Source organism: Massilia suwonensis (genome assembly GCF_042655665.1).
In the GTDB taxonomy this organism is placed as follows: Bacteria; Pseudomonadota; Gammaproteobacteria; order Burkholderiales; family Burkholderiaceae_D; genus Telluria; species Telluria suwonensis.
Map to the genome: position 1 here is coordinate 1,284,878 of NZ_JBHSMR010000013.1, position 15,435 is coordinate 1,300,312.

At 66.3% G+C, this 15,435-nt stretch carries 15 protein-coding genes and 1 riboswitch; of the genes, 8 read left to right on the forward strand and 7 right to left on the reverse strand.

Translation table 11 applies throughout. The features are described from left to right. The first annotated feature begins 137 nt into the window (after positions 1-137). The 5 genes from ompR to ACFPQ5_RS13815 all read left to right on the forward strand — a co-directional run bounded on the left by ompR (position 138) and on the right by ACFPQ5_RS13815 (position 4,067). Positions 138-839 (forward strand): osmolarity response regulator transcription factor OmpR, encoded by a 702-nt coding sequence (gene ompR, locus ACFPQ5_RS13795; RefSeq protein ID WP_229425647.1) that lies wholly within the window; start codon positions 138-140, stop codon positions 837-839. 35 nt (positions 840-874) lie between these two features. Further along, entirely contained in the window at positions 875-2,209 is a 1,335-nt protein-coding gene (locus ACFPQ5_RS13800; protein ID WP_379760115.1) for an ATP-binding protein, read from the forward strand. A gap of 20 nt (positions 2,210-2,229) precedes the next feature. Next, on the forward strand, positions 2,230-3,189 hold the full coding sequence (locus ACFPQ5_RS13805) for a threo-3-hydroxy-L-aspartate ammonia-lyase (protein WP_379756442.1): 960 nt from the start codon (positions 2,230-2,232) through the stop codon (positions 3,187-3,189). After that, positions 3,189-3,557, forward strand: a complete 369-nt coding sequence (locus ACFPQ5_RS13810) for a RidA family protein (protein ID WP_379760117.1) — start codon at positions 3,189-3,191, stop codon at positions 3,555-3,557. The genes ACFPQ5_RS13805 and ACFPQ5_RS13810 overlap by 1 nt, the downstream gene beginning before the upstream one ends. A 117-nt stretch (positions 3,558-3,674) precedes the next feature. After that, on the forward strand, positions 3,675-4,067 hold the full coding sequence (locus tag ACFPQ5_RS13815) for a DUF4124 domain-containing protein (protein ID WP_379756445.1): 393 nt from the start codon (positions 3,675-3,677) through the stop codon (positions 4,065-4,067). A gap of 75 nt (positions 4,068-4,142) precedes the next feature. Here ACFPQ5_RS13815 and ACFPQ5_RS13820 read toward each other — a convergent pair whose 3' ends face one another. From ACFPQ5_RS13820 to ACFPQ5_RS13835, 4 genes are all read right to left on the reverse strand, one after another. Further along, positions 4,143-7,091: an EAL domain-containing protein gene (locus ACFPQ5_RS13820; RefSeq protein ID WP_379756448.1), complete on the reverse strand. Its 2,949-nt coding sequence runs from the start codon at positions 7,089-7,091 to the stop codon at positions 4,143-4,145. Positions 7,092-7,217: 126 nt separating this feature from the next. Further along, a complete protein-coding gene (locus ACFPQ5_RS13825) occupies positions 7,218-8,030 on the reverse strand; it encodes an N-acyl amino acid synthase FeeM domain-containing protein (protein WP_379756451.1) in 813 nt (270 codons plus the stop codon). A gap of 180 nt (positions 8,031-8,210) precedes the next feature. Beyond that, a complete protein-coding gene (locus tag ACFPQ5_RS13830; RefSeq protein ID WP_379756454.1) occupies positions 8,211-9,062 on the reverse strand; it encodes a PhzF family phenazine biosynthesis protein in 852 nt (283 codons plus the stop codon). A 70-nt stretch (positions 9,063-9,132) separates the two neighbouring features. Beyond that, positions 9,133-10,056, reverse strand: coding sequence for a pirin family protein (locus ACFPQ5_RS13835; RefSeq protein WP_379756457.1), 924 nt, complete (start codon positions 10,054-10,056; stop codon positions 9,133-9,135). Between the two features lie 131 nt (positions 10,057-10,187). Then, a riboswitch (yybP-ykoY riboswitch) is annotated at positions 10,188-10,366 on the forward strand. A 5-nt stretch (positions 10,367-10,371) separates the two neighbouring features. Between ACFPQ5_RS13835 and ACFPQ5_RS13840 the strand changes: the two genes are divergently transcribed. Beyond that, a complete protein-coding gene (locus ACFPQ5_RS13840; RefSeq protein ID WP_379756460.1) occupies positions 10,372-10,947 on the forward strand; it encodes a manganese efflux pump MntP in 576 nt (191 codons plus the stop codon). A gap of 17 nt (positions 10,948-10,964) precedes the next feature. On the opposite strand, the gene ACFPQ5_RS13845 is transcribed toward ACFPQ5_RS13840, so the two are convergent. Both ACFPQ5_RS13845 and ACFPQ5_RS13850 read right to left on the reverse strand, forming a co-directional pair. After that, positions 10,965-11,429 carry a VOC family protein gene (locus ACFPQ5_RS13845; protein ID WP_379756463.1) on the reverse strand — a complete coding sequence of 155 codons (465 nt, stop codon included), beginning with the start codon at positions 11,427-11,429 and terminating at the stop codon, positions 10,965-10,967. 115 nt (positions 11,430-11,544) lie between these two features. After that, entirely contained in the window at positions 11,545-12,450 is a 906-nt protein-coding gene (locus ACFPQ5_RS13850; protein WP_379756466.1) for a LysR family transcriptional regulator, read from the reverse strand. A 101-nt stretch (positions 12,451-12,551) separates the two neighbouring features. Between ACFPQ5_RS13850 and ACFPQ5_RS13855 the strand changes: the two genes are divergently transcribed. Next, positions 12,552-13,754, forward strand: coding sequence for an MFS transporter (locus ACFPQ5_RS13855; RefSeq protein WP_379756468.1), 1,203 nt, complete (start codon positions 12,552-12,554; stop codon positions 13,752-13,754). Positions 13,755-13,773: 19 nt separating this feature from the next. Continuing rightward, positions 13,774-14,577 carry a 2,5-didehydrogluconate reductase DkgB gene (dkgB, locus tag ACFPQ5_RS13860; RefSeq protein ID WP_379756471.1) on the forward strand — a complete coding sequence of 268 codons (804 nt, stop codon included), beginning with the start codon at positions 13,774-13,776 and terminating at the stop codon, positions 14,575-14,577. Here the strand turns inward: dkgB and ACFPQ5_RS13865 are convergent. Continuing rightward, complete coding sequence (locus ACFPQ5_RS13865) at positions 14,574-15,272, reverse strand: glutathione S-transferase (RefSeq protein WP_379756474.1); 699 nt, start codon at positions 15,270-15,272, stop codon at positions 14,574-14,576. The genes dkgB and ACFPQ5_RS13865 overlap by 4 nt on opposite strands. Between the last annotated feature and the right edge of the window lie 163 nt (positions 15,273-15,435).

The following is a 15,435-nucleotide window of genomic DNA, read 5'->3' on the forward strand; positions in this document are numbered from 1 at the left end:
GTCTGTAAATCCCAAAATCAGCGCGGACAGAAGTTACCATAGCGATATGAATCTGACAAATTAAGCATATGAATCCTGCATCCACTTCGAACACGGGCAGCGCCCCTGCCGCGGCTGGCGGCCATAGCGCCAAGATCATGGTCGTCGACGACGACGTGCGCCTGCGCGACCTGCTGCGGCGCTATCTCACCGAGCAGGGCTTCCAGGTCGTCACCGCGGAAAGCGCGCCGGCGATGAACAAGCTCTGGCTGCGCGAGCGCTACGACCTGCTGGTGCTGGACCTGATGCTGCCCGGCGAAGACGGCCTGTCGATCTGCCGCCGCCTGCGCGGCGCCGGCGACCAGACCCCGATCATCATGCTGACCGCCAAGGGCGAGGACGTCGACCGCATCGTCGGCCTCGAAATGGGCGCCGACGACTACCTGCCGAAGCCCTTCAATCCGCGCGAACTGGTGGCCCGCATCGGCGCCGTCCTGCGCCGCAAGGGGCCCGACGAAATCCCGGGTGCGCCCTCGGAAACCCCGCAGACCTTCGAGTTCGGCCAGTTCGTGCTCGATCTCGGCACGCGCACGCTCAAGAAAAACGGCGAGACGGTGCCTCTCACCACCGGCGAATTCTCGGTGCTGAAGGTGTTCGCCCGCCACGCGCGCCAGCCGCTGTCGCGCGAGAAGCTGATGGAACTGGCCCGCGGCCGCGAATACGAGGTCTTCGACCGCTCGCTCGACGTCCAGATCTCGCGCCTGCGCAAGCTGATCGAACCCGATCCTTCCAGCCCGCTCTATATCCAGACGGTCTGGGGCCTGGGCTATGTCTTCATCCCTGAAGGACAGCCGCGCTAGTGCTAGCTTCGTTTTCTCCGGCCAAGGCCGGCCGCATGGGCTGGATGAAGAGCGGCCTGTTCTGGCGCACCTTCTTCCTGCTCTCCCTGCTCACGACGCTGTCGATGGGCTCCTGGATCGGCATGCTGAACGTATTCCAGCGCGGCCCGCAAGTCCAGCAGACGGCGGAACTGGTGGTGTCGGTGGTGACGATCACCAAGGCGGCGCTGACCCACTCCGCGCCCGAACTGCGGCGCGAACTGCTGTTCGAACTCGTCTCGAACGAAGGCATCCGCATCTTCACGCTGGAAGACACCGACAAGGTCGATCCGCCGCCGAACAACCCCCTGATGCCGGAAATCGCCGCCGCCGTGCGCGACAAGCTGGGCGCGCAGACGCGCTTTTCCAGCCGCGTGAACGGCATGGCCGGCTTCTGGATCAGTTTTAACATCGAGGACGACCAATACTGGCTGATGCTGGAGCGCGAACGCATCGCCGGCCTGACGCGCGTCCAGTGGCTCGGCTGGGCCAGCGTGGTGGGCGTGCTCTCGCTGCTGGGCGCGGCCTTCATTTCGAGCCTGATCAACCTGCCGCTTGCGCGCCTGACGGCGGCCGCGCGCGTGATCGCCAAGGGCGAGCGCCCCGCCCCGCTGCCTGAAAAGGGCTCGAAGGAGATCATCGAGGCCAACCGCAGCTTCAACCAGATGGTCGAAGACCTGGCGCAGGTCGAGAAGGACCGCGCCGTGATCCTGGCCGGCATCTCGCACGACCTGCGTACGCCGCTGGCGCGCATGCAGCTCGAACTCGAGATGGCGAACCTGTCCACCGATGCGCGCGAAGGCATGCAGTCCGATATCGCCCAGATGGACGCCATCATCGGCCAGTTCCTCGACTACGCCAAGCCGACCGAGGCCTCGAGCTTCGTGCCGGTGCAGGTCTCGCACCTGCTGGCCGACTGCGCCCAGCACGCGACGCGCCTGCCCGGCATGCAGGTTCGTACCGATATCGAAGACGACGTGCAGGTGCTGGGCAACGAGATCGACCTGCGCCGCGTGATCAACAATGTCATCGAGAACGCGCGCCGCTATGCCCGCACGCCGGGCCAGGACTACACCGAACTCGATTTCGCCTGCCACGTCCGCAGCACGCCGCAAGGCCGGCGCGCCGTCGTCGAGATCGCCGACCATGGCCCGGGCGTGCCCGAAGACCAGATCGCCCAGCTGATGAAGCCCTTTACGCGCCTCGACACGGCGCGCGGGCAGGCGAACGGCGCGGGCCTCGGCCTGGCCATCGTCGAGCGCGTGGTGAGCCGCCACAATGCCGAGCTGACGGTGCGCAACCGCGAAGGCGGCGGGCTGCTGGTGCAGCTGGCGCTGCCGCTTGCAAGCTGATTTTTTTCTCTCTCGATACCATGACCGACAACCTTCAATACAGCGACGTCGAACAGGCCGCCGCGCGCCTCGACGGCGCCGCTCACCGCACACCGGTGCTCAGCTCCACCACCGCCAACGCCCGCACCGGCGGCCAGCTGTTCTTCAAGTGCGAGAACTACCAGCGCATGGGCGCCTTCAAGTTCCGCGGCGCCTACAACGCGATCGCGCGCTTCGACGACGCCCAGCGCGCGGCCGGCGTGCTGACCTTCTCCTCGGGGAATCACGCGCAGGCGATCGCCCTGTCGGCGCGCCTGGCGGGTATCCGCGCCACCATCATCATGCCGAACGACGCCCCTGCCCTGAAAATCCAGGCGACGAAGGAATATGGCGGCGAAGTGATCTTCTACGACCGCTTTACGGAAAACCGCGAAGAGATCGCGCGCCGCCTGGCCGACGAGCGCGGCATGACCCTGATTCCGCCCTACGACCACCGGGACGTGATCTGCGGCCAGGGCACGGCGGCCAAGGAATTGTTCGAGGAAGTCGGCCCGCTCGACATCCTCCTGGTGCCGCTGGGCGGCGGCGGCCTGCTGGCCGGCTGCGCGCTGGCGGCGAGCGGATTGTCCCCGGATTGCAAAGTGATCGGCGTCGAGCCGGAAGCCGGCAACGACGGCCAGCAATCGCTGCGGAAAGGCGAAATCGTCCACATCGGCGTGCCGAAGACGATCGCCGACGGCGCCATGGTGACCCACGTGGGCGAGCACAACTTCGAGGTGATCAGGCGCCGCGTCGACGACATCGTCACGGTGAGCGATGCGCAGCTGGTCGAGACCATGAAGTTCTTTGCCGAGCGCATGAAGATGGTGGTCGAGCCGACCGGTTGCCTGGGCGCGGCGGCGGCCCTGTGCGGCGTGGTGCCGGTTGCCGGCAAGCGCGTCGGCATCCTGATCAGCGGCGGCAACGTCGACCTCTCGCGCTTCGCGGAATTAGTGGCTTGATGGAGTTCATCCAGTCGAGCGAACTGCCGGCGCCTGCCGGGCATTATTCGCAGGCGGTCGCGGCCGGCGGCCTGGTGTTCCTGTCGGGCATACTGCCTTCGAAGGACATCGCCCAGGACGCCCTGTTCGAAGCGCAATGCAATTCCGTCTTCGACCAGTGCGAAAAGGTCTTGCGCGCAGCCGGCTGCGGCTTCGATGACGTCGTCCAGTGCACCGCCTATCTGGCCGGCGTCGAGCACTGGTCTGCGTTCAACAATATCTATGCGCGCGTGTTCGGCGAACACAAGCCGGCGCGTGCCGTGGTGCCGGTGCCGGGCCTGCATTACGGCTTCCTGGTCGAGGTCCAGCTGGTGGCGCGCCGTCCCTGAGCCGACGAGTTAACTCATGCGTGGTTTTTTTGACAATGTCCGCGCACCGTGAAGCACCTAACAGAGTGAGCCGGTCTCGGCTGGGACAATGGTTCCATCGTATCGATGGAGCCTGCCATGAAGCGCCTGGCCTCTCAGCTGACCCTGATCTGTGCGGCGATTGCCGCCACTCCCGCCGCGCTGGCGGGTTCCGACATTTTAAAATGCGTCGATGGCGCCGGCCATGTGACGCTGACCGACCAGCCCTGCGAGAGCGGCGCCCAGGCCACGCGCCTGGTGAGCAATGCGGGGGCGGAAGCCTCCGTAGGCACGGCTGAAACGCGGCCGCTGGCCGTGCAGCGCTACGAGGCGCCGCCGGCCATGCACCGCCAGCAGGCCTGGCGGCCGCAGGTCCCGCAGCGCGACCGTCCGCTGGCGCGCGATGTGGCGACGCTCAAGGCTGCCCGTGCACAACTGCTGTTGATCGATTCGGAACGCCACGCGCGGCCGTCGCTGGCCACGATTCAATAAATGGTGGGCACGGGGCGCCCACCCTACGGCTGAGAATACGTAGGGTGGGCGCTCCGTGCCCACCATTTGCCTGCATCAATGCAGCTTCATGATCCCATGTAAATCCAGCGCCGCCCCCCGCCCCAGGTTCGGCAGCATATCGAGCAATTCCTGGTCCTGGATGAAGCTGGCCGATGACGCCGCGGTCAGCATGCGCTCCGGCGGCTGCGAGCGCGCCACTGCCCAGCCCTGCACGTAATCGACGCCGATCTCGGCCAGGGTCTGCACCGTGGCCGCATCCTCGGCCCACTCGGCGATGGTCTTCATGCCGAGATTGCCCGCCAGGCTGACGATGGCCTCGACGATGGCGACGTTCGCCGGGTGCGCATTGATGTTCACGACGAAGTTGCCGTCGATCTTCAGCACGTCGGCCGGCAGTTCCTTCAGGTAGGAGAAGGAGGTGTAGCCGGCGCCGAAGTCGTCCAGCGCTACTTTCACGCCGAAATTGCGCACCTGGTCGATGAAGCGGCGCGTGTTGTCGAGGTCGTGCAGGGCCACGCTCTCGGTGATTTCCATGCACAGGCGGCTGGCCACGTGCACGTGGCGCGCCAGGATTTCCAGCGTGTCGGCCACGAAGCGCTCGTCGTTCAGCGAGGCGCCCGACAAATTCATGCAGACGAAACGCGTGTTCGGCAGGCGCGAGATGTTTTCCGCGATCCAGCCCAGCGTCGTGCTCAACACCCAGCGGTCGATCACGCTGGCGCGGCCGCACTTCTCGGCGGCGCCGATCAGCGGGCCGGCCGGCATCACCCGTCCGTCGAGGCCGCGCATGCGCAGCAGAACTTCGAAGTTCAGCGAGTCGTTCGGGTTCTTCAGCGACATGATCGGCTGCATTTCCAGGAACAGGCCGTCGGTCGCATTCGGGCTCTGCAGGCGCGCCACCAGCTTCAGTTCGGCTTCGCGCTCGTGGAAGGCGGCGGCGTTGCGTTCGTAGACGACCAGGCCGTCGCTGGCTTCCTTGGCCGAGCGGCAGGCGCGGTCGGCCGCCGAGATCGCGTCCTTCATCGGCATGCCGGGCGAGACTTCGATCAGGCCGACCGAGCCGCGCACGTGGAAAGCCTTGTCGCCGACCCGGTACGGGGTGCCGCCGATGCGGTCGACGATGCCGCGGCAGATCAGCGCGGCCAGCGGAATCGCCGTGTCCGGCATCACGATGACGAATTCGTCGCCGCCGACGCGGCCGATCTGTTGCCCGCCGGCCAGCATCATGGCCATGCGTTCGCACACCTGCTTGAGCACTTCGTCGCCGGCGCCGTGGCCGAACAGGTCGTTGATCAGTTTAAAACGGTCGAGGTCGATGTAGGCGATCGCCATCGGCTTGCCGCTTGCTAACGAGGTGGCCGCGCCTTCGAAGGTCTTTTCGATGCCGCGGCGGTTGAAGACCTTGGTCAGCGGATCGTTGTTGGCCATGAAGCGCAGCTGCTCGGTGGCCTTGTGCTTTTCCGTCACGTCCTGCAGCACGCCTTCGATGCGGCCGCGCGCCAGTGTCGCGCTGACCAGGAAGCGGCGGCTGCCGTCGCGATTCGCGATTTCCAGTTCGGCGTCGCTGCGGCCATGGACCTGCTCGTGCAGCTCCATCCACACGTTTTCGCTGAAGAAGTGGCGCCAGGCGGTGCGGCCCAGCTCGAACTTGTCCGCGCCCAGCATCTTGCGCAGGGCGGGATTAGCGCTCTGGAAGTGACCGTACATGTCGAGCGTGAACAAACCCACCGGCATCGCCTCGTAGGCGTGTTCCAGCTTTTGCTGGGCTTCTTCGCGCTTTTCCGTCTCGGCGCGCATCTGTTCGGCCACTGCCAGCGCGGCCAGCAGGCTCGAAGCCAGCGCGGCGGTCACGCTGTTGATGACGCCGATGACTTCGTGCATGCCCAGCGCCGCCGAGACGATCTCGGCCAGCGAGGCCACAAAAGTCAGGGCGAACGAGGCCGCAAACCAGGATGCGACCCGGTTGCGCGACTCGACGATGATCTTGAACAGACCCACCGTCATCATCGAGAAGCAGCAGGCGCAAATGACCCACAGCATCGGCAGGTAGACGCGGTAAGGCACGGCGATGGCCGCCACCAGCATCGGGATGCACAGCCACTGCATGATGCGCATCGGCACGGCGTAGCGCAGCCCTTCCAGGCTTTCGCGCAGCAGATTCTGGTACAGGGTCAGCGTGGCGATGCCGTACAGCGTGATCGTTACCGAGCGCGACAGCAGCAGCCAGTCGGCGGGAATGGTCTGGCCCAGCCACTGGATGTCCCAGCCGGCCGACAGCGCGCCGATGCGCAGGTTCAGGATCAGCCAGCCCGAGAACAGTACGTACAGGGGCTGGCGGTTGATCAGCGCGGTCAGCAGCACGAACAGGGCCAGCACGATCATGCCGCCGTCGAGCAGGCCCGACTTGCGGTGATACTGCTCCACCGACAGGGCGAACTGTTCGGATGGCCATTGCGCCACGCTCACACGGGCCGGACCGGCAAAGGTGCCGCTGCACAGCACCTGCGACGGCAGGCGCGCCGTGCGCAGTGCGAAACCGGCTTTCACCGGATCGATGGCACCGCCCGCATGGTTGCGGCTGGCGTCGCCCAGCGGACGCAGGGTTGTTGCGTCCCAGCAACGAATTGCCAGCGCGTGGCGCGACGGGAATTCGATGACGTCCTGCTCGACCGAGGCCGACATCGGCGAGAAGCCGAACCAGATCGGGCGCTCGCTGAGCTTGGTATCGTAGCCGGGAACCGGCGGCTGGCTGCCCAAGCGGGCCAGGATCGTGGCCGGCGACGGATCGGGGCCGGCGTCGAGCGGCTGCTGCAGCACGCGCAGGGGCAGCACCGCAGGCTCGGTCACGCTGTACTGGTTGTGCCAGAACAGCAGGGCAAGCAGGGAAAACAGGCCGATGCCGATCGGTATCAGGTAATACGCGAACACGCGCAGCACCCGTTCGACGGCCAGGTTGGCCATGAGCGAAGGAGAGCTGCGTGTCGGGTCGGAGGAAGTGGGCATAAGCGGTATCACAAGCAACAAGAGATTGCGGGCAAAATCTCCCGCAGTCTGATCAAGCGCAAGGATACAGGGTTAGCGTGATGCCGTCATGCAATATCGACGGCAATCGCACACTTTAAGCGCGGTTCAGGCGAATGTCAGGCCGTGACGGCCAGTGTCGACAGAAGCGGCCGGCGAGCGCTGCGGGAAGCGCACGCGGGTCAGGCGCGGCTCGGCTTTCGGACCGACGTCGATGTCCGGGTGCCTCGTTTCGAAGAAGAACTTGTACAGAGGATGCCGTGCAGCCGCCCAGCGCGCCTCGAAGGTCTCGATCTCGAAGGCCATCACGCGGTGCTCGAGGTTGCCGACGTGAGCCAGCGGAATCGCGCCCTGCTCCGGGAACACGTCCGAGAACAACAGCTGCTCGTATTGGCGCGCCACCGTCGGACGGCCGGTCGCGACCGACCATTCGATATCGTTTTGCTGGCAGTACTGGAAACAGGCCTTGATCAGGGCAATCTTGACCATGCGTCCGGTACGGCCTTCGTCGATGCCGAGACGGGTCGCTTCGACCAGGCGGCGGCCCTGCAGCCAGTCCGGCAGCTCGACCGACTCTTCCACGCCGAGCGGACGGAACAGATTGGTGCGGATGCGGGTGCTGCCCATTGGCGTGCCGTCGAGCTTGGACTCGGCCAGCAGGACGATGGTGTCGCTTTCGTAGTCGGCCGCTTCCGGCAGGGCCAGCGAGCGCGCGAATTCCGGCACGTGGCGGGCATAGGCGGCGTGGCGGATGCGCACGGCCTTCAACAAGTCGTCCTCGGTTTCGACACGGCGGATCGTGAACGGGAGCCGCTCGATAACCGGCTGCCGCTCACCGAGTGGCTGCGCACCCTGCTGATCACCAAACAGGCGGATCGCGTCGGCGCTTCCTTGGCTGGTGATGTTTGCTTGGTACTCCATGATCGATAACTCCGGTAATGTTTAAGGAAGAAAACTTGTTTCCTGATAATTATCAATCTTTGGAGAAATATCTAACTGCTGAGTAAGCGGGCTTTTCCCCCTTAATTCAAAATTCATAAAACTCGCGGGTCAGTAAGATCCAGCGGCGCCTTGTCCTACAAAACTGCCCGGCGTGTTGTCCTACAGCCTCCGCGCGGTGCCCGAGACGCGGATCGACGCTCCCTTGTCGACGCCGATCGCGGCGTACAAACGCGAGCGCATGCCCATGTCCTCGCCCTGTACCACGCTGATGGCCCCGCCATGTGGCCAGCCGAGGTCGCGCAGGTAGCCGGCCAAGGCCGCCGTGCCTGCGCCGGTTGCCGGGTCTTCATAGACGCCGCCAGACGCAAATGGGTTGCGGGTATGGAAAAGTGTGTCGGATTCCGCCCACACGAATATCACAGTGACAATGCCGATCTCGCGCATGAAATCGCGGCCCGCATCGAGCTCGTAGCGCATGGCCGCCAGCAGCGCGCGGCTGCGCAGGGCCAGCACCAGGTGGCCGGCGCCGCCATGGGCCAGGGCCGGCGGAATGCGCGGATCGAGGTCGCCCGGCTGGTAGCCGAACAGCGCCAGCGCGCGTTCGACGACATCGGCCGGGGCCGGCGCGCTGCGGGTGGGCGGGGATTGCAGGGCGGCCGAGGTCAGCGCCTCGCCTTCGGCATTGACGCCGCGCCGGCCCTCGACCGTGATCGCCGCATCGTTCAGGCGCAGCGAATACACGCCGTCGCCATGGCGGGCGGCCAGCGCCGCGCCGAGGGCGATGGTGGCGTGGCCGCAGAACGGCACTTCGGACTCGGGCGAAAAGTAGCGCACGCGCCAGTCCTCGCCCAGCGGCGCGGCGAAGGCGGTTTCGGAATAGCCGATCTCGTGGGCCACGCGCTGCATCTCCGCTTCGTCCGGCAAGACGTCGCCGATCCAGACGCCGGCCGGGTTGCCGCCTTGCGCACCGTCGGAAAAGGCGGCGATGCGCTGCACGTCGAGGGCGTTCATGGCTTGCTCCTTTGATATGGAAGAGCTGCGATGATAGCGCCCCGGATGCGATCGTGCTGGCGGGCTCCTTTTATGGGTAGCGCACCGGCCGGCCCTGCGATTCGGGCAGCGGAATGAATTCGGTCTCGCCGGGCACCTGAGGAAAGGCGCCGGCCTTCCAGTCGCGCTTGGCCTGTTCGATGCGCTCTTCGGAACTGGCGACGAAATTCCAGGACAGGAAACGCGGGCCGTCCATCGGTTCGCCGCCGAGCAGCATGATGCGCGTCGGTCCCGGCCCCGGCGCGCCCAGGGTGACCCCGGCGCCGGGTTTCAGCACGACCAGCTGGCCCGGTTCGAAGCTGCCGTCGCGTCCCAGGTCGAGCCGCCCCTCGACGATATAGATGGCCTGCTCCGGGTACTCGGGCGGCATGCCGATGCGCGCCCCGGCCTTCAGTTTGACGTCGACATAGAACATGTCGGACAAGGTCGCGACCGGCGAACGCCGGCCCCAATAGCTGCCGGCCACGACCCGCGCTTCGACGCCCTCGCCGTCGATGAAGGGCAGTTCGACGGCCTTGGTGTGGGTGAAGGCGGGATCGCTTTCCTCGTCTTTTGATGGCAGCGCGACCCAGCACTGCAGGCCGAACAGGCCGCTGCCGTCCTGGGGCAGCGCGGTATCGGTACGTTCGGAATGGACGATGCCGCGCCCGGCTGTCATCCAGTTGACTTCGCCGGGACGGATCGGCTGCACGCTGCCGAGGCTGTCGCGGTGCATGATCTCGCCATCGAACAGATAGGTCACGGTGGCCAGGCAGACGTGCGGATGGGGACGCACGTCGAGGCCCTGGCCGGGCTGGAACACGTGCGGGCCCATCTGGTCGAGGAAGACGAAGGGGCCGACCATGCGCCGCTGGCGGCTCGGCAAGGCGCGCCGCACCTGGAAGCCGTCGCCGAGGTCGTGCGTGGGCGGCACGATCACGATGTCGAGTGCGCTGGGGTCGTCGTGGTGGTCCAAATCGTTCTCCTTGATAAGGGTCGGTGCTGTGCGGTCCAGTCTACGTGGCACGGCAAGCTTGTGCAAATGGCCACACTGCCGTGCGCACCCTCGTTATTGCTGAGCTTTTCGCGTCGTCCTCGGTTACAATACCGCCATCCATTGGGGAGTAGCCTGCTTCCGCAGCATCGCGGAAGTTCCCGTATCAACATACTCGGCGCCGACACCTGCGCGCCGTGGTACGGGCAGCCGTCCGGTTGGCAAGACCTTTGGCATGCCTGCGTGCGAGTTCGGGCCGCGCGGGCCTGCCTTTGCGTGCGCCCGACGGAACAGTCCATGAACTTCGCCGCTACCGCTTCCCTCGCCCTCGCCATGTCCACCGACGCCTTCGCCGCCGCCGTCGGCAAAGGGGCCGCATTACAACGCCCGCACCTGCGCGAAGCCTTGCGCACCGGCGCCATCTTCGGCGTTATCGAGGGCCTCACGCCCCTGTTCGGCTGGCTGCTCGGCAACGCCGCCGCGCCCTATGTGCAAGCCTGGGACCACTGGATCGCCTTCGTCCTGCTGGGCGCGCTCGGCCTGCGCATGATCCACGCCGGCTGGAGCGAGCCCGAGCTCGAGGAGGACAAGCCGAGCAGCCACTCCTTCCTGCGCCTGGCCGTGACCGGCATGGCGACCAGCATCGACGCCCTGATCGTCGGCGCCGGCCTGGCCTTCATCGACGCCAACATCTGGGTCACGGCGGCGGCGATCGGCTTTGCCACCTTCGTGATGGTTACCCTCGGCGTCATGCTGGGCCGCGGCCTCGGCGCGCTGGTGGGCAAGCGCGCGGAAATCGTCGGCGGCATCGTGCTGATCGTGATCGGCAGCCTGATCCTGTACGAGCACCTGCACGCTGCCGCAGGTGCCTGATCACTAGGGGTGCGCGCTCAAGCGCACTCGGTTTTCATCGCCGCCTGGATTTCCTCTTCCGACACGTCGCGGATGTGGGTCGCCATCGACCAGCGGTGTCCGAAGGGATCGTCGAGCTGGCCGTAGCGGTCGCCCCAGAACATGTCGGCCAGTTCCATGCGCACGGTGGCGCCGGCGGCCTTGGCGTTGTTCCAGAGCTCGTCCACGTTGGGCACCGACAGGTGGATGGTGACGGGGCTGCCTTTCAGGCTCAGCGGGCTGAAGGAGCCGTAGTCGGGGAATTCGTCGGCCAGGAACAGGGGGGAATCGCCGATGCGGATCATCGCGTGGCCGATTTTCCCGTCGGGCATCGGCGAGCGCATGACTTCGATGGCGCCGAAGGCCTTCTTGTAGAACTCGATCGCCTCGGCGCAATTGGCGCAGACGAGATGCGGGGCGACGGTGTGCATGCCCTCTTCGACCGGCTTGACAGCGGAACTCATGGTGGTCTCCTTTCAGGTTAATTGAATATCATGGGTTTTTATACAGTACTACGGTAAGAGCGTAGCGCGTGCCGGAAGTTCACGCAATGAGAATCGGTGCTGCGCTGCGCCATGCTCAGCCGCGGCGCGCTTCCAGTATCGGCCCCAGCTCGCGGGCTAAAAAGTCCACCAGCGCGGCCACCCGCGGTGCCAGCCCGCCCTGCTTGTAGAACACGGCCCAGACCGGCTGGTCCCAGGGCAGCGCGGCCTCCGGCAGCAGCGGCAGCAGCGTCCCGGCCGTCTGGTCGGCACGCGTCATGAAATCCGACAGCGAGACGATGCCGGCGCCGGCCAGCGCCAGGTGGCGCACCGTCTCGCCGCTCGAGGCGGTCACGCTCGGGGTGATCGTGTAGCCCTCGGCGCCGTCGTGGGCCAGCGGCCAGGTGTTCAGCGAACCCGGCTGCGAAAAGCCGAGCAGGCGGTGGCGCGCCAGCTCCGCCACGCTGGCCGGCGTGCCATGGCGTTCCAGGTATTCCGGCGCTGCCAGCACGCGCACCCGGCTGCGGCCGAGCAGGCGCGCGTTCAGGGTCGAGTCCGGCAAATTGCCGATGCGAATCGCCAGGTCGGCGCGTTCCTCGATCAGGTCGACCACGGTTTCGCCGCTCGTCAGTTCCAGCTGCACCAGCGGGTAGGCGTCGAGAAAGGCCGGCACCAGCGGGGCCAGCAGGTGGTCGAGCGTGGGCGTCGCGGCGTTGACGCGCACCAGGCCCGAGGGTTGCGAGCGCCGCGCGGCCGCTTCGGCCTCGGTGTTGGCCATATCGGCCAGCAAGGAGCGCGTCCGTTCCAGGAACCAGCTGCCTTCGTCCGTCAATTGCAGGCGGCGGGTGGTCCGGTGCAGCAGGGTCAGGCCCAGGTGCTTTTCCAGGCGCGCGATGGTGCGCGAGACGCCCGAGGGCGTCTGGCCGAGGCGCGCGGCGGCGGCGGAAAACGAGCCCAGATCCATGACGGCGGAGAAGGTAATCAAGGCCTCGACATCGATCATTCGTGACTCCAAGTCAAAAGTCTATTGTAGCGCAGGGGATTTTTCCGCAGGCTGGGCTGGCGCACACTGCCTCCCTTGTTCACACTGTTCCTGGAGAAATCATGCCTCTTGCCCTGTGGGCGCTCACCCTGAGCGCCTTTGCCATCGGCACCACCGAATTCGTCATCGTCGGCCTGATTCCCGACGTCGCCGCCAGCCTCGGCGTGTCCGTCCCGTCCGCCGGCTTGCTGGTGAGCGTGTATGCGCTCGGCGTCGCCATCGGTGCGCCGCTACTGACCGCCCTCACCGCCCGGGTGCCGCGCAAGAAATTGCTGATCGGCCTGATGCTGCTGTTCACGGCCGGCAACCTGGTCGCCTCGATCGCCCCCAGCTATGGCGCCTTGATGGCCGCACGCGTGCTGACCGGCCTGGCCCACGGCGTCTTCTTCTCGATCGGCTCGACCATTGCCACCAGCCTGGTGCCGAAGGAAAAGGCGGCCAGCGCCATTGCCCTGATGTTCACCGGCCTGACCGTGGCCCTGGTGACCGGCGTGCCGCTCGGCACCTGGATCGGCCAGCAGTTCGGCTGGCAGTCGACCTTCCTCACCGTCGCCGGCTTCGGCGTGGTCGCAGTGATCGGCAGCGCCTTGCTGGTACCGAACAGCATCGCCAGCGGCAAGCCGGCCAGCCTGGGCCAGCAGTTCGCCGTGCTGAAGCAGCCGCGCCTGCTGCTGGTGTATGCGATCACCACGCTCGGCTACGGAGGCTCCTTCGTCGCCTTTACCTATCTCGCCCCGATCCTGCAGGACGTGGCCGGCTTCGCGCCTGGCAGCGTCGGCCTGCTGATGCTGGTCTACGGCGTCTCGACGGCGGCCGGGAATATCTGGGGCGGCCGCCTGGCGGACAAAAAAGGGCCGGTGCGCGCGCTGCAGACCGTGTTCGTGCTGCTGGCGGCGGTGCTCGCCGTGCTGACTTTCACCGCGCCGCATCCGGTGCTGGTCGTGGCCACGGTGCTGGCCTGGGGCGCGGTCGCCTTCGGCAACGTGCCGGCCCTGCAGCTCTACGTCGTCCAGCGTGCCGAGCGTGACGTGCCGCAGGCGGTCGACATGGCTTCGGGCCTGAACATCGCGGCCTTCAACCTCGGCATCGCGCTGGGCGCCTGGGGCGGCGGGCTGATCTTCAAACACCTGGGCCTGATGGCGACGCCGCCGATCGGCGCCCTGGTCGTGGTCGGCGCGCTGGCCTTGACCACCCTTGCCGGCCGGCTCGACCGCCGCGAAGCACGCCGCCAGCCGGCCGTCGTCGAACAAGCAGAACTCGTCTAATCGTTTATAAGGAATCCACATGATCAACATGCCCACCATCGGCGCCGGCACCTTCCGCCTGCAAGGCCAGACCGCCATCGACAGCGTCGCCAACGCGCTGGACCTCGGCTACCGCCACATCGACACCGCCCAGATCTACGGCAACGAAGCAGAAGTCGGCGCGGCGCTGGCCGCCAGCGGCGTGCCGCGCGACGAGGTCTTCGTCACCACCAAGATCTGGACCGAGCACCTGGCCGGCGAGGCCCTGCTCCCCAGCCTGAAGGAGAGCCTGCGCAAGCTGCGCCTCGACCAGCTCGACCTGACCCTGATCCACTGGCCGTCGCCGAACGGCGCAGTGCCGGTGGCCGAATCGATGACCGCCCTGCTGGAAGCGCGCGAACTCGGCCTGACGCGCGCGATCGGCGTCTCGAACTTCACGATCCCGCTGATGCGGCAGGCGATCGATGCGGTCGGCGCGGCCAACATCGCCACCAACCAGGTCGAACTCCACCCCTACCTGCAGAATCGCAAGGTGGCTGCCTTCGCCCGTGAACACGGGGTCAAGCTGACGGCCTACATGCCGCTCGCCTACGGCAAGGTGCTGGACGACGCCGTCATCCAGGCGATCGCGTCGCGCCTGCAGGCGACGCCGGCCCAGGTCACGCTGGCCTGGCTGCTGGCGCGCGGCTACACCGTGATCCCGTCGTCGACGCGGCGCGAGAACCTGGCCGGCAACCTGGCGTCAAACAGCCTCGTGTTAAGCCCGGACGACCTGGCCGCCATCGACGCCCTCGACCGCAACGAGCGCCTGGTCAGCCCGGATTTCGCCCCAGGCTGGGACTAAGAATCCAGTTCCGGATAGCGCCGGAAGATGCCCTCTTCGTTGAAGGGAATCCGGCGCGGCGACTGCAAATAGGCGGCAATGCGCGGACGCGCCGCGACACGCCCGCGCAAGGCCGCCAGGTTCGGATGCTGCGCCAGCGCCCGCGCCGTCGCTTTCGGGAAGGCGTAATCCAGCCCTTCGAGCAGCTGGAACAGCGACAGGTCGGCATAGGTCACGTTCGCACCCAGCAGGTAATCCTTCTCTCCCAGCACCCCGCTGAAATACGCGAAAAACTTCGGAACGCGCGCCGCCGTGAAATCCTGCGCGCGGCGCAGCGCTTCGGCTTTCTGGTCTTCGTAATACAGTCCGCTGCCCACCGGGTGGTGGGTGTCGTGCGCCTCGGCTACCAGGTCGGCGATCGTCAGCTGGAGCTGGTGGACCCAGAGGCGCCCGGCCGTATCCTGCGGCGCCAGGCCGTGGCGTTCGCCGAGATACATCAGGATCGCCGCCGTCTGCCCGATCGTCATGCCCTCGGCGCGCAGGAAAGGCGGCGCGAAACTGGGCGTCGGCCCCTCCTTCAATGTCGCCATCAAGGCATCGACGCCGCCCGGTCCACGTGCGACGTCCTCGTAATCCTCTCCCGCTTCCTCCAGCGCCAGGCGGACGAATTCGCCCCGTCCCTGGATGCTCGGCCAATACAATAGTTCGTAAGCCATGGCGCCCTCCTCTGGGTGAAAAGCCGAGTATGAAACGGAATCCGGTCATGCAGCGCGCCGATCGTGCTAATCTTGCAATAGAGAATGTCGGTTGCCGGCAAGAAAAGACGAATTGAAGGAGAACCACGATGCTGACCATGCGTACGGGCGGTGAGGATGAGTG